Source organism: Flavobacterium sp. PLA-DH12, assembly GCF_059511845.1.
In genome coordinates this window covers 272,679-293,448 of sequence record NZ_JCAMPD010000001.1, presented here as the reverse complement: position 1 = coordinate 293,448, position 20,770 = coordinate 272,679, and the positions used below count along the sequence as shown (strand labels likewise).

Annotated in this window: 16 protein-coding genes; 4 read left to right on the top strand and 12 right to left on the bottom strand. The window is 39.1% G+C overall.

Features of this window, described 5'->3' with window-relative positions; genetic code table 11:
• Positions 1 to 42 precede the first annotated feature (42 nt).
• The 3 genes from AC5ZCW_RS01340 to AC5ZCW_RS01330 all read right to left on the bottom strand — a co-directional run bounded on the left by AC5ZCW_RS01340 (position 43) and on the right by AC5ZCW_RS01330 (position 2,202).
• Positions 43 to 252 carry a PcfJ domain-containing protein gene (locus AC5ZCW_RS01340; protein WP_496117394.1) on the bottom strand — a complete coding sequence of 70 codons (210 nt, stop codon included), beginning with the start codon at positions 250 to 252 and terminating at the stop codon, positions 43 to 45.
• Between the two features lie 436 nt (positions 253 to 688).
• Positions 689 to 877 (bottom strand): hypothetical protein, encoded by a 189-nt coding sequence (locus AC5ZCW_RS01335; RefSeq protein ID WP_496117392.1) that lies wholly within the window; start codon positions 875 to 877, stop codon positions 689 to 691.
• A gap of 437 nt (positions 878 to 1,314) precedes the next feature.
• Positions 1,315 to 2,202, bottom strand: coding sequence for a winged helix-turn-helix domain-containing protein (locus tag AC5ZCW_RS01330; protein WP_496117390.1), 888 nt, complete (start codon positions 2,200 to 2,202; stop codon positions 1,315 to 1,317).
• Between the two features lie 136 nt (positions 2,203 to 2,338).
• On the opposite strand from AC5ZCW_RS01330, the gene AC5ZCW_RS01325 reads away from it, so the two are divergent.
• Together AC5ZCW_RS01325 and AC5ZCW_RS01320 are read left to right on the top strand one after the other, a co-directional pair.
• Entirely contained in the window at positions 2,339 to 2,887 is a 549-nt protein-coding gene (locus AC5ZCW_RS01325) for a hypothetical protein (protein WP_496117388.1), read from the top strand.
• Between the two features lie 82 nt (positions 2,888 to 2,969).
• Positions 2,970 to 3,776, top strand: a complete 807-nt coding sequence (locus AC5ZCW_RS01320) for a formylglycine-generating enzyme family protein (RefSeq protein WP_496117386.1) — start codon at positions 2,970 to 2,972, stop codon at positions 3,774 to 3,776.
• Between the two features lie 1,075 nt (positions 3,777 to 4,851).
• On the opposite strand, the gene AC5ZCW_RS01315 is transcribed toward AC5ZCW_RS01320, so the two are convergent.
• The 6 genes from AC5ZCW_RS01315 to AC5ZCW_RS01290 form a co-directional block, all read right to left on the bottom strand.
• Positions 4,852 to 6,078, bottom strand: a complete 1,227-nt coding sequence (locus AC5ZCW_RS01315; RefSeq protein ID WP_342446976.1) for a chloride channel protein — start codon at positions 6,076 to 6,078, stop codon at positions 4,852 to 4,854.
• 751 nt (positions 6,079 to 6,829) lie between these two features.
• Positions 6,830 to 8,266: a TolC family protein gene (locus AC5ZCW_RS01310; protein WP_026729725.1), complete on the bottom strand. Its 1,437-nt coding sequence runs from the start codon at positions 8,264 to 8,266 to the stop codon at positions 6,830 to 6,832.
• Entirely contained in the window at positions 8,256 to 11,462 is a 3,207-nt protein-coding gene (locus AC5ZCW_RS01305) for an efflux RND transporter permease subunit (RefSeq protein WP_496117383.1), read from the bottom strand. The genes AC5ZCW_RS01310 and AC5ZCW_RS01305 overlap by 11 nt, the downstream gene beginning before the upstream one ends.
• A gap of 21 nt (positions 11,463 to 11,483) precedes the next feature.
• Complete coding sequence (locus AC5ZCW_RS01300; RefSeq protein ID WP_129053238.1) at positions 11,484 to 12,566, bottom strand: efflux RND transporter periplasmic adaptor subunit; 1,083 nt, start codon at positions 12,564 to 12,566, stop codon at positions 11,484 to 11,486.
• 158 nt (positions 12,567 to 12,724) lie between these two features.
• Complete coding sequence (locus tag AC5ZCW_RS01295; RefSeq protein WP_281632465.1) at positions 12,725 to 13,114, bottom strand: hypothetical protein; 390 nt, start codon at positions 13,112 to 13,114, stop codon at positions 12,725 to 12,727.
• A gap of 181 nt (positions 13,115 to 13,295) precedes the next feature.
• A complete protein-coding gene (locus AC5ZCW_RS01290; RefSeq protein WP_281634778.1) occupies positions 13,296 to 15,068 on the bottom strand; it encodes a chloride channel protein in 1,773 nt (590 codons plus the stop codon).
• Positions 15,069 to 15,551: 483 nt separating this feature from the next.
• Between AC5ZCW_RS01290 and AC5ZCW_RS01285 the strand changes: the two genes are divergently transcribed.
• Positions 15,552 to 16,865: a DUF389 domain-containing protein gene (locus AC5ZCW_RS01285; RefSeq protein WP_281632466.1), complete on the top strand. Its 1,314-nt coding sequence runs from the start codon at positions 15,552 to 15,554 to the stop codon at positions 16,863 to 16,865.
• Between the two features lie 158 nt (positions 16,866 to 17,023).
• On the opposite strand, the gene nhaA is transcribed toward AC5ZCW_RS01285, so the two are convergent.
• The gene (nhaA, locus tag AC5ZCW_RS01280) at positions 17,024 to 18,205 is read right to left on the bottom strand and encodes a Na+/H+ antiporter NhaA (RefSeq protein ID WP_129053241.1); all 1,182 of its coding nucleotides are present in this window, start codon (positions 18,203 to 18,205) and stop codon (positions 17,024 to 17,026) included.
• Between the two features lie 99 nt (positions 18,206 to 18,304).
• Complete coding sequence (locus tag AC5ZCW_RS01275) at positions 18,305 to 19,378, bottom strand: succinylglutamate desuccinylase/aspartoacylase family protein (RefSeq protein WP_129053242.1); 1,074 nt, start codon at positions 19,376 to 19,378, stop codon at positions 18,305 to 18,307.
• A gap of 360 nt (positions 19,379 to 19,738) precedes the next feature.
• Here AC5ZCW_RS01275 and AC5ZCW_RS01270 point away from each other — a divergent pair, with 360 nt between their 5' ends.
• Positions 19,739 to 20,140, top strand: a complete 402-nt coding sequence (locus tag AC5ZCW_RS01270) for a hypothetical protein (RefSeq protein WP_496117380.1) — start codon at positions 19,739 to 19,741, stop codon at positions 20,138 to 20,140.
• A gap of 158 nt (positions 20,141 to 20,298) precedes the next feature.
• Here the strand turns inward: AC5ZCW_RS01270 and AC5ZCW_RS01265 are convergent, their stop codons facing one another.
• On the bottom strand, positions 20,299 to 20,667 hold the full coding sequence (locus AC5ZCW_RS01265) for a hypothetical protein (RefSeq protein ID WP_129053244.1): 369 nt from the start codon (positions 20,665 to 20,667) through the stop codon (positions 20,299 to 20,301).
• Positions 20,668 to 20,770: the final 103 nt, after the last annotated feature.

Sequence of the window (20,770 nt, the reverse complement as noted above, 5' to 3'; positions counted from 1 at the left end):
ACCTTTGTTCCAAAGCCCGCATTCGGTGGGAAATGACAAAACTCAAAAGTGTTTGGTTATGGAAAAACAAAGAAAAAAGATCCTGTTGGTGGCATGCTTTGCGATGCTGGCAGTCATCAGCGTTTTCTTTCTGATCAAGGCCCTTTTTTTCTTCACTAAGCGGTCATGCGCTTCGTTCAGGTGCTTAGGGCATACATAGGGCGGATTTGAAAGGTCTTTTTTAAAATACCCAGTTCGATGTAATCCTCCCAAATTTTGATGTCGGCTATTTTATAGCGGCACTTTATGGCGGTTTTTACTGCCTGCCAGTTCCGTTTGATTTCCTGATTGTAAGATTCAGTGATATTGTCGACTGTTTTCCTGTTTAATGTTTTTAGGAGCTTTTCCCGCTATCCGTTCCAATCTTTAGCGTCGAACACCGTCACAAAAAGATTTGCACTGCTATCGGGGCTATAATCTTAAAAAGACAATTCAGGAAGCCAATTTTTGTTTCATTTAAGCAATAATTAATGATCGGAGATATGCGGTAAAGATTTTACAACGATGAAATGATACAGCATTCTTAAATGTTAAATATTGTCTTGATGATGAATTTTGCTATTTTCGTTTAAGAACTTCTTTATTACAGCGTTTGTTGTGAATTTTGTAAAGCTTAAAAATTTCTTCATTTTTTTCAACGCAACATCATTCATTTATTTTTTTCAGTCGTTTTGTTCTTCTCGATAAATTTTACAATATGAATATTTGCTATCAGTCGGAGAAAATATAATATTTCTTCTGCTAGCTCAACTGTTACATTTATTCCTTCTTTTTTAAGCATTTTTTGTGCCTTTTCTGGAGAAATTTTTCCCTTGTATTGTTCATCTCTATAATTCATAATTTAGTTTTTTAATGTTAAATTATTCTTAATACAAAGATAAATTAAATGTTTTTGTATCTGTAAATCAGTGTGTTAAGTTTGGTTTAAATCCTGAGTAGTCACCTCGACAGGATGTCTAAACCATGTATTTAAGTGAGATAAAACTTATAAATACTACATGAAAAGCATAAAAAAAACGCTAAAACTTAGGTTTTAACGTTTTTTTAGTAGTGACCTCGACGGGACAAATTTCAACATTTTTTATGGATGATTTGAAGAAATTGGCTTACCATATGTAGTGTTTGTCTTTCAATGGCTATGTAAATTTGGTTTAGATGTACTATTGGGGATTGATGGAAAATGCAATGAACAAAAAACTTAACCTATTTATTCAGTAGATTTAGTTTTCAAAAATAAAAGTATTGAAAGATCTTTTATTAGTAAAACATTTTCTGCTAGTTAATTTCAAGTTTATAACCTTTGCTGCGTACAACAACAATGTTGATCTTTGGATCAGATTCAAGTTTTTTTCTAAGCTTAGATATAAACATATCTAAACTACGACCAACGATTACACCGTCATCTTCCCATATCTCTTTTTGTAAGCGATTCCTTTCTATTGTTTTATTTGGAGAAGAAGCGAAAATGAGCAAAACCCGTGTTTCTGTAACGGTGAGGTCTATTGTATTTTTATTTATGATAAGCTTTCGATTCTTTACATCAAATAATACCGATCCCAAATTATAAATGTCTTTATTTTGATTATCAGGCGTTTCTTTTTTTGACTTCCCAGATTTCAGAAGAATAAAACCGACAAATGCTAAAATTGAAAGACTTCCCAGAACATATTTACTGTTTTCTGAAATTATTTCTGTTGATTTGAATTTTATGCTAATTATGTAACAGGCTTTGGGCTGTTTTCTCCCTAGGCAGGCTACAATATCATCTTTTTTATTTTTGGATATGACATACCCATATGCAACACTAGAGTTGCCACAATTCAGGACGTTAACGATATAATGACTTGCGAACGAGTCTTTGACTAATAAACGACTTGTAATATTGACCAATGAATCCGGTTGAAAACTAAAATCATTCTCAAACCTAATCTGATATTCATTTTCTGAAATTTTTTTTACAGGGAGTACTCTTGATGTACTGTCGCCTGATTGTAAAAGCAATTCATGTCCGATTTTTCGAAGTAAAATTTCTCTTCTGGCAAAGTTAAAGTCATCACTGCCTTCCGTACGGAAAGCTGCATAGATTATAGCGGAAAACAAGATAAATATCAATGCAAATAGATATTTACGTTTTCTAGAGATCAGATTTTGACTAAGATGCATATTGTCAATAATTTATTTACAAAGTTTACATTTTTATTTACAATTTTTATATCTCAAACGGAAATATATCAAAGTAATTTTGCTGCATAAACTTTAAAGAAGGTAAACTATGTTATTAATTAAAGCTGCAAAAAGCATGAAAAAAATCATTTATGTACTAATCTTATTTTTGGTTGTAGTAAGCGGATTGGTATTTGCTAATTGTGAGAATAAAAATGAAATATCTAAAAAACTAGTCGTTAAAAATCTTTCTACTAGTGAAAAGAAAGTCGTACTGAAAAAATGGGAAACTACTCCTGATGGCATAATGTTTAAAAAATGGGAAGAGTCTCCCGCAGGTAAAAAAGTATATGCTAGCGAAGCTAAAATAAGAAAACCTATTAATGATTATGTCAATATGGAGGGAGTTGTAACCTCTCTTTCTCTTCCGCTAGGGTCAAGATTAGGTTTTGGAATTATGGTAAAGATTAATCATGATGATTACATACTTAGTTTCGGATTGGAAAAATCCGGCAACAATGAATTCCGTGGGCTAAAAGGCTTGAAAGTTAACGATACAATAATTATAAAAAGCCATAGTGTATCACACGCGCCCAAGTATTTATACCCAATTATATCTGGCGACTATGTAGAACGAGATAGTAAGATAATTTATAAGTGTGCACCTCGTAAAGGTGGTTGCTGAATAAATAATTGTGAACTTTTGTTCAGTTAAATATGCTACCTGCCAGTAATTTTAATAAACATTAATCAATATTTAGATGATTTTGCGAACATTTATATTTTTAATTGGATTTTTATTTCTCAATTCTTGTGAAAAAAGTGATGAGAAAATGGAATGGATTTTTGTGGAAGGTGGAACTTTTGAACAAGGCAAAAACCAGATTGTTGTAAGTCCGAAAGGTGACTCTATAAAGGGATTTACTAGTCCGCATAGGGTAGTTGAACTTGATGATTTTTACATTAGTAAATATGAAGTAACGGTTCAACAATTTAAAGAATTTTGTAAAGAAACAGGTAGAAAAATGCCTGATCCTCCTATTGAAAATGCACATGGTAGTAAAGTTTATTACAAGTGGATAGACGAAAATCCGATGCTTGCAACTTGGGACGAAGCAAATGAATTTGCAAAATGGGCAGGAGGAAGGCTTCCAACAGAAGCAGAATGGGAATACGCGGCTAAAGGTGGAATAAAAACAAAAAGATATAAATATAGTGGCAGTAATAATCCAATTGAAGTTGGCTGGGTTAAAGAAAACTCAAACAGCACATTTCATAAAGTAGGACTTCTTAAACCGAATGAACTTGGTATATATGATATGACCGGGAATGTTGGTGAATGGGTTTTTGATTGGTACAAACCCGAAAAGGATAGCTTGGTTAGCAGAAGAAACCCTCAAGGACCTTTAGAAGGACAGTATAAAATTTCAAAAGGTGTCAGTTGGTTTTACGAAACACAAGATGAAAGTGGAAGACCCTTAGAATATGGAATTCATATGCCTGAAGTGAGATATCAATCACCAAAAGGTACACGAAATGATGGGTTTGGATTTAGAATTGCCAAAGATAAATAGAAATCTGTTGGGCGAAGCAATTTAATAATAGTAAAAATGGCGTCAATTGAAGACAATTGACGCCATTTGGCTTTGTGACGGGGACGGGACAAATTACAACATCATTTTTGGATGATTTGAAGAAATTGGCTTACTATATTTAGTGTCTGTCTTTCATTGGCTTTGTAAATTTGGTTTAGATGTCCTGTTGGGGATTGATGTAAAAAAATATAAAAACTCAATTGGTTTATGGCATACAATTCTACAAATATTTATGGAGGATTTGAAAATATTGTTATCGTTAAGGTAGGATTGTCTTTCTTTAGCTTTATGAATTACTTTATGCGATTTAAGTTTTGTGGTACAAAAGTAATCCCTTTCATAGTATCAAGTCCAAAAAAAGTTTGGCACCAATGATACTCTTAAAATTCGTGGTTTTATAAACCTATGTACGTGTAAAAAAAATAGAGCATAGTTGAAATACTTCTAGTAAATACTAAAACCTAACTTTGGTTGATTAAAAGCCTTTAATTCGATTAAAGGCTTTTTTATATAGCCAATCCAAATTTTTTACTGAGAGCTGTAATTGAATCGAAAAATGAAACAGCATGTTTTCAATAAAATACTTCGAAGGTTATTTTAGTAGTTCCTCAATTCTATTTTTATTTGATAGCCAACAGGTGTAAAATAATGAAGACAGATTATTTCTCCTTCTTAAGTGTGCCAACAAAAAGAATGCATGGCAAAACAGTATTTAGTTTTTATTTATTTGGAGCTTAAAGTGCAATGTTTTTTAAATTTATTGTTTTTTCCGATAGATTTGAACTTTCAATTACCCATCATGTATAATATGATGTTCCCGGACAGCACTATTTACAGTATAGCTACAAGTTTTGCCAATGTATTCGAATATTATTAAAGCGAAGCGACAAACCATAATTAGAAGGAGGGATTAATACCTAATGTGCCAGCCATAAAAATCCCTCCGATTCTGATTGCTTCGCGGCAAAAAACTGATGTTTTTTTGAGCTGGCATAAAAAAACTAATTTTAAATAAAGCGGTTCAGGCTAAATTTCATTCCCTGTACTTAATCGGCTATTGCTTTGCTGTTAGATAAAAGTCATATGAATATACATTATAAGGAAGCAGTTTTTTTGAAAAAAAATACGAAATTACAGTTCCAAGCGCAATAGGGACAAACAATAAATATCCGTTTGGAAGCAGATTACAGATCAGAACCAAAGAAGTTAAGGGAGCGGAAAGAGAAGCCGATAAAGCAGCCGCCGCCCCTACCAAGGCAAAGTTTAAAGGGATTAAATCTGCTGAAAAATAAGCATTGCCAATAGAGGCGACAAGCAGCCCTAGAAATGCTCCTGAAACAATGCTGGGCGCAAATACGCCTCCGTCTCCGCCTGCTCCAAGTGTAAGGGATGCCGCCAGGGGTTTTAGCATTGTAATGATTAATAAGAAAAAAAATGAAACGCCTGGTGCCTTTATGGATTCATGCAGCACCTCATGAAGGGCATCATAACTATCGCCGTATAAGCCTGGGTACAAGTAAATTAATGCACCAACAGTTAAAGCCCCTAAATTAACGCGTATGAAATTGTTCGAAATAGTCCCGAAAAGGCCTTTAATCCGGGTAACTAAAAGTGTGAAATAAACTGCCAATAACCCTGAAAGAAGGCTTAAAATAATAAAAAACGGAAAAGCCGTCCAATTCCAATCTGCAATGGTATATAAGAGCAAAGGCTTATTATCAAACAAAGAAATAAACAGCCAACTTGCCAATGCTGAACAGGTACAGGCGATAACCAGTGTTCTGTTTATTTTCCTTGCAATAACCTCCATTGCGAATAGCCAGCCGGCTAGAGGGCTGCAAAATAAAACAGCAACTCCCGCGGTCACTCCCGCGCAGATTAATTCCGTTTTATATATTTTTGCAGACAGATCCTTTTTGTAGGCAAAGTTCCCAATAGTGGCCGCAGCCACTACAGTGGATACTTCTATACCTGTTGACCCTCCAAATATTACTGTTAGAAATCCATTGATGTAATGCGAGGGGATTTTAAATAGCGGCAAATGGTCTTTGCGCTGATCAAGTGTTTTATATATTTCGGTTATTCCTTTGTTTTTCCTATTCTTGAATGCATATTTTCTCAAAAAATAAATCGCGGTAATTCCAATGGTAGGAAATAAAATTATTCCTATTGAATAATTGCTGGCAATATTAAACAGGAAGCGTTCAAAAAATTCTGTCAGCTTTTTTAGTGAAAATGCGAGCAATGCCCCACAGAGCCCAACAAAAATAGATATAAGCATAAGTTTAAAGTAATTTCGATGAATTATCTTGTGTCTTTCCATTGAGCGGGTAAATATTTTTTGTTTAAAAAAAACAAGGTTATGTATTAAAATATGTTATTTATAATTTCTATTTTTTACGTAGAAATTTAGTAGTAGATTGTTAAAAGATTTTTTTAAAGCCAAAAGAGGTCTTCACATTCTTTATTATTTTATTTGTAAAAAAAACTTTCGTGTTTACTGTAATTTGATTAGATGCCATATTGTTTCTGATTAAAACAAATATATTTTTCTCTTCGAAACGTATCAATATTTCAAGATCTTCCTCAATGCGGCTTAATGATTTTTCAATTTCAAGATTTTTTTTAAAATGTTTTTTTATTCTTCTGGCAGAGATAATGCTTTTTTTATGAGTTCATTTTCCATTCCTAATATAGGAAAAATAAATTCTTTCTCTATCTCAAAATGCTGGGCCAATTCATTGCTGTAATGCCAGTCGGCGTAATTTTTAATTCTTTAAGGGACAATTTTCTGCCACGGATTGCCCAGCATAATTCTAACGACTGCTGGTGGTCTATATGCAAAGAACTAAGCAGATGCCGTAAATCTCTTGGGCACCTGCATTAATTATAACTTCTTTAAAACTCATTTTTTTATCAATTTAATTAAAGGGTTTAATATCTCTAATATAATGCAGCAATTTCCATTCCGAATTAAAATAGACCTTCACAAAAGAAGGCCTATTTTCTGATGGAAATATTTATGAAAACTACTAATTCCAGCCACCTCCTAATGCTCTGTAAACATTAACAAAGGCGTTCATCTGCTGTTTTTTGGTTTCGATAAGTTCAAATTTAGATTCTAAAGCATCTTTTTGAGTCAATAAAACTTCCATATAATCTGCTCTGGCAGAACTAAACAAATTGTTAGATATCTGAACAGATTCGTTTAAAGCATCAACTTGCTGTGACTTCAAGTCATAGCTTTTTGCCGTATTTTGAATTTTAGACAATTGGTTGGCAACTTCAACATAAGCATTTACCAATGTTCTTTCATAATTGTATACAGCCTGAATTTGCTTAGCTCCAGCGGTAAGATATTCTGCTTTTATTGCATTTCTATTAATTAGAGGAGCAACCAAATCGCCTGCTATAGAATACAACAAAGATTCTGGAGAAGTCAGTAAATATTTGGTATTAAAAGCTTCATATCCAATCCCTGCTGAAATGCCTAGCGAAGGGTAAAATTTCGCTTTAGCAGCTTTAATATCCAGTTTTGCGGCAATTAGTTCCATTTCTGCTTTTTTAATATCTGGACGATTTTCTAAAAGCTGGGAAGGTACTCCTGCGTGAATATCTGCCGGAGTAATAGTGCTGAAAGTATTGCTGCTTCTGGCAATTTTTTGAGGAAAACGCCCTAATAAGAAATTGATTTTATTCTCCGTTTCGGTAATTTGCTGCTGAATATCAAACTGAAGACTTTGCGTACTCAAAATCTGCGCTTCAAATCTACGTACAGCCAGTTCGTTCACTCTTGCAGCTTCTTTCTGTATTTTAACCACTTTTAAAGCATTGGTTTGAATGTCAATGTTTTGTTTGGTGATTTCTAGTTGATTGTCCAAAGCCAAAAGTTCATAATACGAATCGGCTATTTCTGCAATCAAATTGGTAATCACAAAATTCTTTCCTTCAATAGAACCTAAATAACGGTTTAAAGCGGCTTTTTTTGCATTATGAAGTTTGTTCCAAATATCTATTTCCCAACTTGAAGTCAGTGCAAAACGATAATTAGGAAGCGGATCAGGTGTTTCTTTGCCAGGCATAATATCTGTTGTTGCTTCGCCAGAACCTGTGCTGGTGTATCTTCCAGATTTGGTTAAATCGGCACCAGCGCTAAAACCAACAAAAGGCAAATATTCTCCTTTTCGTGCTTTTACTTCGCTTTTAGCAATTTCAATTTCTTGAAGCGTAATATTCAATTCCTGATTGTTTTTCAATGCAATATCAATCAGATTCTCCAAATTTTCATCTGTAAAATAGCTTCTCCATTTAACTTTTCCGGTATTTAGAGTGTCTAAACCATTATCAGCATAGTTTTCGGGTACCGTTTTATTTTCTGTTTTTTCTACAATAGAAGTTGTTTTACAGCCCGCTATAGAGAGTAATACGCAGATAAGACCTGCGTATTTTATATTTCTGTTATTCTTCATTTTCCTCCGTTTGATTGTTTTTTGAAAAATCATCTACATGATGTATGAAATCATCAGATAAAGAGCTTTCTTCTTCTCCTTTAATTAGTTTTCGGCCTTGTGCCAATGAACCAAAAATGTAATATAGTCCAGGAACTATGATTACTCCGAAAATGGTTCCGAAAAGCATTCCGCCAAGCGCAGATCCTCCAATAGTTCTGTTTCCAATTGCGCCCGCTCCAGAAGCAAAAATTAACGGTATCAAACCAGCAATAAAGGCAAATGATGTCATTAAGATGGGTCTAAAACGAACTTTGGCGCCTTCAATTGCAGCTTCGAGAATTGTCGCGCCTTGCGAATGTTTTAATACAGCAAATTCGACGATCAGTACGGCATTTTTACCAAGCAATCCGACCAGCATAATCAATCCGATTTGAGCGTAAATATCGTTTTGCAAGCCCATTATTTGTAGAATGACAAACGAACCTAAAATTCCAACAGGAATAGATAAAATTACAGACAACGGAATAATAAAACTCTCATATTGTGCAGCCAATACGAAGTAAACGAAAGCCAATACCACTAAAAAGATATAAAGCGATTCGTTGCCTCTTCCAGCTTCATCATAAGAAAGACCTTCCCATGCAATATCATACCCTTTAGGAAGTGTTTTAAGAGCGGTTTCCTGTACCGCTTTAATGGCATCTGCAGTAGTGTATCCTTTTGCAGGCTGACCCTGAATAGCGGCAGAATTATACATGTTGTAACGCGTGATCTCATTAGGGCCCTGCGTTTTTTTGAGTGTCATGAATGCCGAATAAGGCACCATTTCTCCGTGATCATTTTTTACAAAGAGATTCAATACATCTGATGGTAGCCTTCTGAATTTTGGATCAGATTGGACATACAATTTAAAAAACCTTCCAAATTTGATAAATCCCTGTTCGTAGGTGCTTCCGATTAAAATATTTAGGTTTTCCATTGCCTTGCCGATAGAAACGCCTTTTTGCATAGCCAGATCATTATTAATCTCTAGTTCGTATTGCGGATAATTGGCGGCAAAGAAAGTAAACAGACCAGAAAGTTCTTTACGTTTGCCCAGTTCGGCCATAAACTGCTTGTTGATTTTATCAAATTCCTGATAATTGGTGCTGGTTGTTTTGTCTAATAAACGCATAGAAAAACCTCCAGAAGAACCAAATCCAGGAATTGCTGGCGGTTCAAAAAATTCTACAACAGCACCCAGATCTTTAGATTTCTTTTCGAGTTCTTCCATGATTTCTGTTACAGAATGTTTTCTGTCTGACCATGATTTCAAGTTAATCAGACAGGTTCCAGCATTAGAACCACGACCTTCGGTCATGATTTCGTAACCTGCCAGAGAAGAAACCGATTCAACGCCTTCAACCTTTTCGCAGATTTTCTGCAATTTCTGAGCAACCTGATTGGTTCTTTCTAATGTAGCACCTGGCGGCGTTTGTATGATTCCGTAAATGGTTCCCTGATCTTCACTAGGAATAAATCCTGAAGGAAGCACTTTGTTTTCTATAAAAATGAAAGCGCAAAACGCAATCAGGATTCCAAAAGTCAATACTCTTCGGCTTACAATTGTTTTTAGAACAGCAACATAACGGCCTGTAAGCCTTTCAAACCATCTGTTGAAAGCATCAAGCGATTTTGTCAAGATATTTCCTTTTTTCTCTTTTCCATGGTTGTTTTTCAAAAGAATGGCGCAGAGAACAGGAGTAAGGGTCAAAGCTACAATAGCAGAAATGATAATCGAGCTCGACATGGTAACCGAAAACTGTCTGTAGAAAGTTCCCACCGGTCCCGACATAAACGAAACGGGAATAAAAACAGAAACCATAACGGCTGTAATAGCAATAATGGCACCTCCAATTTCGCCCAATACTAATTTAACGGCATGATAAGGCGTAATATGCGGGAATTCTTCAAACTTGGCATGGACGGCCTCGACGACGACAATAGCGTTATCGACTACAATTCCGATTGCTAATACCAATGAAAAGAGAGTAACCAAGTTGATTGACATTCCAAACAGCTGAATAACAAAGAAAGCCCCAATCAACGATACAGGAACCGCTATAATCGGAATTAAAGTAGAACGCCAATCTCCTAAAAATATAAACACAACCAAAGCAACCAAAATGAATGCATCTCTCAAAGTATGAACCACTTGATCAATAGAAGCATCTAAGAATTGCGAAACGTCATAACTGATTTTATAATCCATTCCTGGAGGAAAACTCGCTTTCATTTCTTCCAGTTTTGCTTTTACATCATTGATTACGTCACTTGCATTACTTCCGTAGTTTTGTTTTAATACAATTGCGGCAGAAGGATGGCCATCTAAATTGGAGTAAATATCGAAAAACTCACTTCCTAATTCTACTTTTGCAATGTCTTTTAAGCGAATGCTTTCACCTTCAGAATTGGCGCGTACAATTACATTTTCATATTGTTTAGGTTCGTCGTATCTCCCTTTGTAAGTTAATACGTATTCTAGAGATTGCGCTGCTATACCAGAACTTTGTCCTAATCGACCTGGACGGCCAATGATACTTTGTTCCTGAAGTGCTTGCATAACTTCTTCAACAGAAATTTTATAAGCTCTCATTCTGTCCGGATTCAGCCATACACGCATGGCGTATTTGCGGCTTCCTAAGATCTGTGTTCTCGCAACACCTTTTACACGGCTGATTTCTGGAATCATTTTGACATCGGCATAGTTATAGAGGAATTTCTCATCCATGCTTTTGCTTTTCGAGTAAAGATTGACATACATTAGCATACTTGGCTGTATAGGAGTAATAACAACTCCTTCACGCTGAACCAGTTCAGGTAATAATGGCATTACCTGATCTACCCTTGTTTTAACCCTGATTACGGCTTCATTAGGATCTGTTCCTGGTTCAAATATGATTCTAAGTGTCGCTTCTCCAGCACTCGTGGCATCTGTTGCCATATAACGAACGCCTTGCGTGCCGTTTAGTGAATTCTCTAATGTAATTAAAGTGGATTTTACCAGTACATCGGCACTTGCACCCGGATAAGCGATAAAGATGTTTACGGTCGTGGGCGCAATTTGCGGGAATTGCGATATTGGAAGCTGCTTGATTGAAAGCGTGCCTATAAAGACAATTATAATCGAAATTATAATTGCAAAAACGGGTCTATGTATAAATTTATTAAACATGTGTTCTTTTTTTAGATTCGGTTATTCTGCATAGAGTCCTAAATTTGACAGTACCGACTGAGGTTTTACAACTTCGTAGTTTATCTTTTCATTTTCTTTTACAAGACGAAGTCCCTCTAAAAGTATTTTATCATTAATTGACAAGCCTTCTTTAATTACGAATAGGTGGGGCATTTCGGCAGCAATAACAACTTCTCTGGATTTTACTGCATTGTTTTTGTCAATCACATAGACATATTTTTTATCTAAAACCTCAAATGTGGCTTTCTGAGGGATCAGCATTGCATTTTTCAAATCAATAGGCATCTGAATGCTTCCCGTTTCACCGTGTCTTAATAATCTCTTCGGATTAGGAAAAACAGCTCTGAAAGGAATGTTTCCCGTTTCATTGTCAAAATCGGCTTCAATAGTTTCTACTACACCGGTGTAGGGAAACTTTTTGTTGTTGGCCATTAGAAGATTTACTTTCATTTTGCCGTTTTTCTCTGCTTTTTCTTGATAATCCAGATATTCAGACTCAGGAACATTATAGTAAACCCACATTGAGCTGTTGTCTGCCAATTCTGTCAGCAATTCTCCTTCGTCAACTAGACTTCCCTGACGAACATGAAATTTGTCTATAATGCCGTCAAAAGGAGCTCTGATTTCTGTAAACTGAAGATGAACTTTGCTTAAGGCCAGTTCGGCATCTGCTTTTTCCAGTTTGGCTTTTGCCATTGCCAGTTCGTTTGGAGAAACCACTTTTTCATCGGCTAGTTTTTTGGCATTTTGGTATTCAATTGCGCTGAAACTTACTTCTGCTTTAGATTTTTTCATTTCTGCTTCGTAAAGTGCAGGCATGATTTTAAACAAGAGCTGTCCTTTTTTTACCATTTGTCCTTCGTCAACGTAGATTTTTTCAAGATAGCCGCGCTCTTGGGCTCTTATTTCAATATGTTGGATAGAGTGTATCTGAGATACATAATCTTTTGTAATTGTAGTATCTTTTTCAATCGGACTGGTAACCAGAAATTTGGTTTTTTCCTCTTTTTCTTCTTCTTTTTTTGAATTGCAGCCCGCAAAAACTAAGGCGCATAAAGTCATGATCATGAAAATTCTCTTCATAATTATTTCAGCATTAAAACGTAATTTATTTTTGATTTTTAAGTAAAAAGGCCTTCGGAAATAGACCATAGTAGCTCGTATCCTTCTATTTTCTAAATTAGAACACAGAGGATAGAACAATAAAGGAATCGGCTATTTTGAAATAGCGATAGCAAAAATCAAATTCTGAAAACCTGAAACAGGAGATATACTTTATTATAAAGTAAACTAAAGATTTTGCAGTCATTTACTTTCTGGGTAAAAGCAGTCGCAGAAACGGCAAAATGATTGCTGATGTGAAAAAATGAAAAGTAATTGCTTTTGACAAGCTGTTTTTGCACCGAAGAAAAGTTCTCTTCATTTTCTTCATTATCAAAAAGGCACATTTTCCTTTTAAAGGATTCAAATGAACGTCCACGATTTAAACTGGCTTCATTTTGAGCATTATTAATAACAGTGCAAAAAGAAAACTTTTTAAATAAAACAATGTTATTGTGTGCATAAGTGCTGCCATATCCATTTAAAAGAATGACAATAGAAACGAATAATTTAGTGTACCAATTCTTCATAAGAGCTACAAATTTACTGAAAGGATTCCTTAAAAGCAATGCCTGAGATCTAAAATAAACATAGAAATGCTGATTTCGGATTTTATGCTTCCTTTATTTTGCAGATTGATTTTTTTACTAGCTTCAAGAGATTAAATTTTTATCTTTTGGGTTTTATCTGCTGTATTTCTACTGGGGGAAATTATTCAAAAATCATGGATTTAAGCTGATTTCGGTAGGCTTCCAATGCAGCGCCCTTGTCTATATAGCCGCAATAGAGATCCTCCTTGAGAACCGGAAGATAGGACCTGCTGCTTTTTTCCAGCTTCTGCATTACGGTCTCCATACTGTCATTATAATAAACGATTTCCATCGGGGCGGCCATTAGGTCTTTCGCCCTGATATCGGTATCATTGAATATAAATTCCTTTATATCGCTGAAATAGACCACGCCGAGCAGTTTTTCCCCAGAAGTCACGGCAAACATTCCCTGATCGGAAGCTTTTATCACACTGCGAACCATGTGGATGTCATCCTCAGGAGCAAGCGTTTTGGGATCATTCTGCAGTATGGCGTCCATTTTAAGGGTCCAGAGGATATTGGTGTCCTTGTTGCTGGTAAAGACATTCCCTTTTTTTACCAACCCTTTTACATCCAGGGAATGCTTTTCAAAACGTTTTGAGATTGCAAAGCTTATCGAGGCGACAATCATAAGCGGGATGATCAGATCATATCCGCCTGTGATTTCTGCAATAAGAAATATGGCTGTAAGAGGGGCATGAAAGAGTCCGCTGAGTATTCCCGCCATGCCCACTATGGCAAAATTGCTTACAGGAAGGTCGGTCAGTCCGGTAAGGTTAAGGAATTTAGAAAAAAAATATCCGGCATATGAGCCCAGAAAAAGCGATGGCGCAAAATTTCCTCCGTTGCCTCCGCTGCCAAGGGTAATGCCTGATGCGAAAGCCTTGAGCATCATTGATGCCCCCACAAAAGCCAGAAGCACCCATTGATTGGAGCTGAAGTCCTTGAAGAGGGTATTTTCCAGAAGTTCGCCCGGATTGCGGTCGGCCAGAGATTTGATGCTTTCGTATCCTTCACCAAACAGGACTGGAAATGCAAAAATGAGAAGTCCGAGGACCAGAGCGCCGAAAAGCGCTTTTTTATATGCACCGAGCCTTAGGTTTGCAAAATAGTGCTCGGTTTTGAGAAAATTCCTTGAATAATAGACCGAAAGAAAAGCTGTAAACAGGCCCAGAAGGATATACAGTGGGATGTTGTGGTAATCAAAAGTCTGCTTTTGGCGGAAGCTGAGCAGTATATTTTCGTTAAGCAGGATTGCAGAAACCAGGGCGCCGGTTGCGGCGGCGATCATAATCGGTGTAAAGGCTGCTATGGTCACATCCACCAGAAGCACTTCAACGGCAAACAGCACCCCTGCTATGGGCGCATTAAAAGCAGCGGCGATTCCGGCCGCGACTCCGCAGCCCAGAAGGAGCGTCCTGTCTTTGTAGCTTAATCGGAACTGCTGGGCAAAATTGGAACCGAAAGCGGCTCCTGTAACCACAATTGGGCTTTCAAGCCCGGCCGAGCCTCCAAGCCCCACTGTGAGGGAACTTGTGAGAATCTGCGCATAAAGCTGTTTTTTGGGAACAATACTGGCTTTGCGGGCTACCAGATACAGGATTTGGGAAGTGCCTTTTTCAATGGTCCCTCCAAGGAGCCTTCTGGTGGCCATCACCGTGAGCAGGATCCCTATAACGGGAAGCACTGAGTTGATAAAGCTCAGCTTTAGTATGCTGTTGGCATATGCAGCGGCCTGATAAACCGAATGGGCAAATGATTTTAGGAGTATGACGGCCAAGGCGGAAGTGATCCCGACAAGGACGCTGGCCAGAAATATAAACTGTTTGGGAGACATTTTTTTTCTTCCTACAATAAGAAGGGCCTCAATCTGTAAAAGCTTTTTTTTAAACATGAAAGTGAAAACTGTGTACGCGCGCCCGTGCATTGATTTTAAATGCGGCAATAAGCGCTGCGGGATTATAGGGGCAATTTTTTCAAAGATACGCCACAGCTTTGTTTCAGCATCAGATTTTAACAAACAATTTATTAATAGCACTGCTTTTAGCTTCCATGGGGTATCCAGAGCCGATAATTCCTTATCCTTTACAGAGTTCTGTTTTTCCTTTCTCTATGCGGTTGGGAGCGCCGAATTTAAAGGAATGCTGATTTTCTAAGTTCAAAAAAGGCTATTGGGGGAAAATGCATAATATCAGCTTCTTCCGCCTTATTTCATGGGGATCCAGCTTTCGATCTAAAGTCCCAATATACATGCCGCAACACTGTACCTGCATCCGGTCTTCTCCAGATGGTCTGCAGGGCAATTTCACAATTGTTTTGGATGATATGCATATTTTTTTTAAATTCAAAATACAGAAATTTTATCAAGAAGCAGATTATGGAGAAATTTTCAGGATTTTTCACCCTCCATGAGGATGAAGACGACAAGGGTAAGACCCTTGAGAGTGTCAAGAAAAATATTGATTTCAAAGGCGCCAATCTTTGGATACTGGCCTGTGCGATCATTATTGCCTCTGTGGGGCTTAATGTGAACTCTACAGCGGTGATCATAGGTGCGATGCTGATTTCCCCGCTGATGGGACCGATAGTGGGGGCGGGTTTTGCCCTGGGAATCTATGATTTTTCCCTGCTAAAAAAATCGTTGCGCAACCTGCTTAATGCCACTCTGGTAAGCCTTCTTTTCTCGACGGTCTATTTTTACCTGAGCCCCTTCAAGGAAGTGCAGTCCGAACTGCTTGCACGCACATCTCCCAATATATATGATATACTTATTGCCTTCTTTGGGGGGCTGGTGGGCGTGATTGCCGTCACCAGGACCGAAAAGGGAAATCCCATTCCCGGGGTCGCCATCGCCACGGCCCTCATGCCGCCGCTCTGTACGGCAGGCTACGGCATTGCCACTATGCAGTGGCCTTTTTTCCTAGGCGCTTTCTACCTGTACTGCATAAATTGCGTGTTTATCGGCATATCCACTTTCCTGATTGTAAAATATCTTAAATATCCTGCCAAAGAGGCTGTGGACAAGGGACAGCAGAGAAAAGTCAGAATTTTCATTTCCGTACTCATTACCGTTATGATTATCCCGAGCGCCTATCTTGCCTATACGCTGTATGAGAAGCAGCAGTTCATCAAAAGTGCAGACCTTTTCGCCGATCAGGAGTTCACAGCTAAAGGCTACACGATGGTTTATAAAAAGAGTTCCTATGCTCCAAAGGGGAAAGTGCTGGAGCTGGCTTTCCTTTCCAAGAGATTTACAGATTCCGAAATGGGCCTTCTGAGAAAAAAAATGGGTGAGAACCAGTTTTTGAAGGGTGCCCAACTGATTATCAGGCAAGACAGCACCGACCGTTTCAGTGCGCTGAAGGGCGATATCCTGAGCCAGATCAAAAGCAGTGAGAATGAGCTCAATGCAAAGGATGTGAAGATCATGCAGCTCCAGAAGCAGCTCTCGCGCTATGAGTTCGATAATGCCTCATTTCTGAAGGAAATCCGAATATTGTTTCCCGAAGTAAGTTCCCTGGCCATTGTGCGCCAGCAGGCCGCATTAAAAAACGATTCGCTTGCCGAGGTGACTGCTGTGGCATATGACGCGGCAAAACCAATCAGACAGGCCGATAAGGAGAAGTTCAGGACCTGGCTCAATGAAAGGCTGGGCGTCAAAAACGTGGTGCTCTACCGCCGCGAGAAGTAGCCTTATGGCGCATAGATCAAGGTATGATTGCCTGTGCACGCGTAAAGGATGGCGTAAAAAAGGGCCTTATTTTTGCAAATAAAACCCTTTTTCGAATAAAGCAAAAAAAAGCATTTCAAGCTGCACGGGCCCAAAATAGCCGCTGCATTGAAAATTTGTTATGATTTTTCGGATCTTCTGCCATAGAGATATAAAATGGCATAGCCCAGCGCGCCGGCCAGAAGGGAAGCTGTAAGAACGGCAAATTTTGCCTGCAGCTGTAATTCAGGCTGCTTAAAGGACAAAAGGGCAATAAAGATAGACATGGTAAAGCCGATGCCGCCCAGAATGCCTAGTCCAAGTACATGAGGCCATGATGTCTGGTCGGGCAGTTCTGAAATTTTGAGCTTAACGGCTAACCAGGACATTAAAAAAATCCCGGCGGGCTTGCCGAGAAATAATCCCAGTATGATACCCATCCCGATGCTTCCTGCAAGCCCTTCGATCATTCCGCTCTCAAAAGTGATGCACGTATTGGCAATGGCAAACAGTGGCATTATGAAAAAGTTTACCGGAATGGTAAGGCTGTGCTCAAGTTTTTCCAACGGGGATTCGGTGTCATCCTCATTGGTGGGCAGGGCGAGCGCCGTCAGTACCCCTGCAATGGTGGCGTGGATGCCTGAATGATGCACCAGATACCACATTGCTGCCCCGGGAATGATATAGCAGAATATGTTTTTTACCCCGCATCTGTTAAAAATGATCAGAAGCGACATGATGCCTGCTGCATAGGCAAGGTAGATAAGATGGATTTCGCTGGAATAGAATATTGCGATTACCAGTATGGCGATCAGATCGTCAACGATGGCAAGTGCGGCCAGAAAAATTTTAAGCCCGTTTGGGACTCTGCTGCCCAAAAGGGAAATAATGCCGAGTGCGAAGGCAATATCGGTGGCCATGGGAATTCCCCAGCCTGCGGCCGTCTGCGGATTTGAGGCATTCAGCGAGGCGTAGAGCAGGGCCGGCACAGCAACACCGCCGATAGCTGCAAGCACCGGCAGGGACGCCTGTCTGAAGGAAGAGAGTTCCCCTTCGATGATTTCCCTTTTGATTTCCAGGCCGACCAAAAGGAAAAATACAGCCATAAGACCGTCATTAATCCAGGTAATAAGGGGATATTCCAGATCTATGGCTCCAAAATCCCTGCCAAGTTTCATCTGCAGCAGACCATTAAACGATTCTGCCCACCCGATGTTGGCTATAGTGAGCGATATAGCTACGCAAAGCAGCAGGATGACGCCTCCGGCTGAGGAGGAGGAGAAAAATCGTTTGAAAATATTTAGGTTTATTAGTTTTGTCATATCTGCAAATTTAGCCGGTAAGGGCAGAAAAAACAAATCGGGATTGATTTTTAGAAGAATCCAAAGAGTTTTTCGTTAAGGAAAATGCGGGCAGCAGTCTTATTTTTCCTGTTCTTTTTCATTACTGCTTCTGCTGCGGCCGATCCAGAAAAGCGGGGCAGATGTGCTGGCGGCAAGTCCGGTGCTTTTTTTAAGGATTGTTCCGTCTGCCGGCGCGGTTATTATTTTTACGTTCCTGCCGAAAACATCGGTTATATAGCCTATTTCCTCACCTTTGATAATGCTGCTGCCGGCCTTTGCGCTGCTGTAGAACAAGCCTTCTGCAGGTGAGGCTACAAGCAGCTGGTCATTAAAGAATCTTTTTGGAAGCACTGCCTGCGGAGCCAGTTTATGCTGATACATTTTGAGCTGGGCCAGCATATTATACACAGCATTCATGGCCGGGCCTATTTCAGATCTGGCGGCGGCGGCCTGCTTTGCCGCCGTTATGCTCAGGGCTGGAATGCCAAGGCGCACTGCCTGTCTGGAGATCTGCTTGGAAGGCTGCCCGCAAGGCTGAAGATAAGGCCTGGCAACTACGGTTCCCAAACCGCTGATTTCGCACAGGCGCGAGCACAAGAGGGCCTGCTGGGGAAGTTCACTGTTATGATAGTAGCTGGCATATGATATAAGGTCTTCATTGCTGCCCGCTGATCTGATATCCAGAAGAATATCAGTAGCATCAAAAATATGGGTGGTTATAAAATCGGCTGCAAGCCCATTGACGATGCTTTTTTGGGCTTCTGGAAAATACTGATCCAGATTTAAATCCGTATTCAGGCCGTTATTTTGGCAGGAAGAAAAAAAGGAATCTAGATTCATTATCGGAATTATGATCAGGCTCCCGGCCAGTTTTTCAGGGTTTATCTCGCGGCGCAGTTTTAAAAGTGATTGTACTGCCGATTGTTCTGAGGGCCGCGCTCCTGACACGATGGCAAAGGTCGGTCCCTTAAATCTTCCGCATATCAATGTTGCCGGGAGCCCGGCTTTGATGCTGTCAGAAGTGCCGATGCGGAATATGGTGTCAATTTTTTTGCCCTGATGCTGTTCAAGGTAGAATTTCAGCGATTTTTTTTGAGACGCCGCCGTCTGGCATATAAGCAAGGATATGAAAAGCAAGAATAAATGTTTCATGGAATTTTGAGAGCGGATACGGGTATCCTGATTAATAAATGATTAAAACCAATTAGGCCTGCAGAGATAAAACACGATTAGTTTTGCAATAGGAAACGACTTGAAATGATATCCAGCAGATGTTTAGGAAAAACATTGAATGGTAAACAATTCACGGGATCTAGCGGCCTATGGGGCTAAAAATGGTGAAGATGCAGCGAGTCTTAAAAGATTAAGGAAATTTAGCGAAGTGAAAAGCCGGACCCAAAGGCCGAAAATACGGTACGCTGTTTAAGGGATTTCTAGAAAAGGTGAAATAGGTGAAGCAGGCTGCTGCTGTCCAGCCGGCAGGCTATTTTGTTCTTGAAAAGCGAGCTGTCTATGGCGCAGTTCGCCAAAACAGCATCAAAGCGGAATTTTTCATTTTTCAAAACACAAACGGACGGCTTGAGTTTGGTTTTCCGTTCATTGGATGAACTATTTATTCTCACTTTTTTTTTAGCGCCCGGTGCACTGAAAACTGAAGCTGTTCCATCTGAGTCTGCAAGGATTTCCATGGACGGATCAGAGAATACAGCCGATGAAAGCTTTTCAGGCTCACTGCCGTGGAGAAGACGCAGGGCGGTAAGCAGGAAGATCAGTATGTTCTTGCAGGGCGGCATTAGGGGAGATGAGATGATTTTATTTCTTTTTGATATCCGAAACGGCAAATATAGCTCTTATTATGCTTATGAGATAATTATTGGGCATCAAATCGCCTTTAAATGGGATTTCATTTTCTGAAATTGAATGCTGACCAGAGGTTCTCTAAGGGGTATTTTTAACCACTATACATTAAGGTGGCGACCCGCGCACCGGAGCAGGCTCCTGCATTAAATCTGCCTGCGGCGGGATCATTTAACCGCCCGGGGCAGAGTATAGTATTGCCGCGGATATTAAAATCATTTTTCAAATAATCCGTCCTTTTCCCATTGCTTGACTATATCTATAGTTTCCTGGGGCATTCTGGGGCCTCCCTTGGGCATCAGCACGCTATTGCCGTTTTCAAGGGAAATGCGGATGATGAGGCTTCGTTTTAAAACGGCCTCTTTGACCTGGGCATATGTGGCAAGGGATATGGGCGCACCGTTTGTGGGAACCGCCGCATGGCAGACAATGCAGTTATTGTCAATAATTGATTTCACATCCTTGTCATAGGTTGCTGATCCGGCAGGGGCGGTGGTGTCCGTCGGAGCTGCGGAATCATCATTGGAGCAGCCTGCAAGGATTATGGCAGCTGATAAAACGGCACATGCTTTTTGTAGTTTCATAACGTTTTTTTTTTTTGGTTTGCAGAGCAGAGATGATTTTCATCTCAAGGAATGCTTTTCACCTATATACGCCAAAAACTCTTTTACAGATTGCAGGAAGACC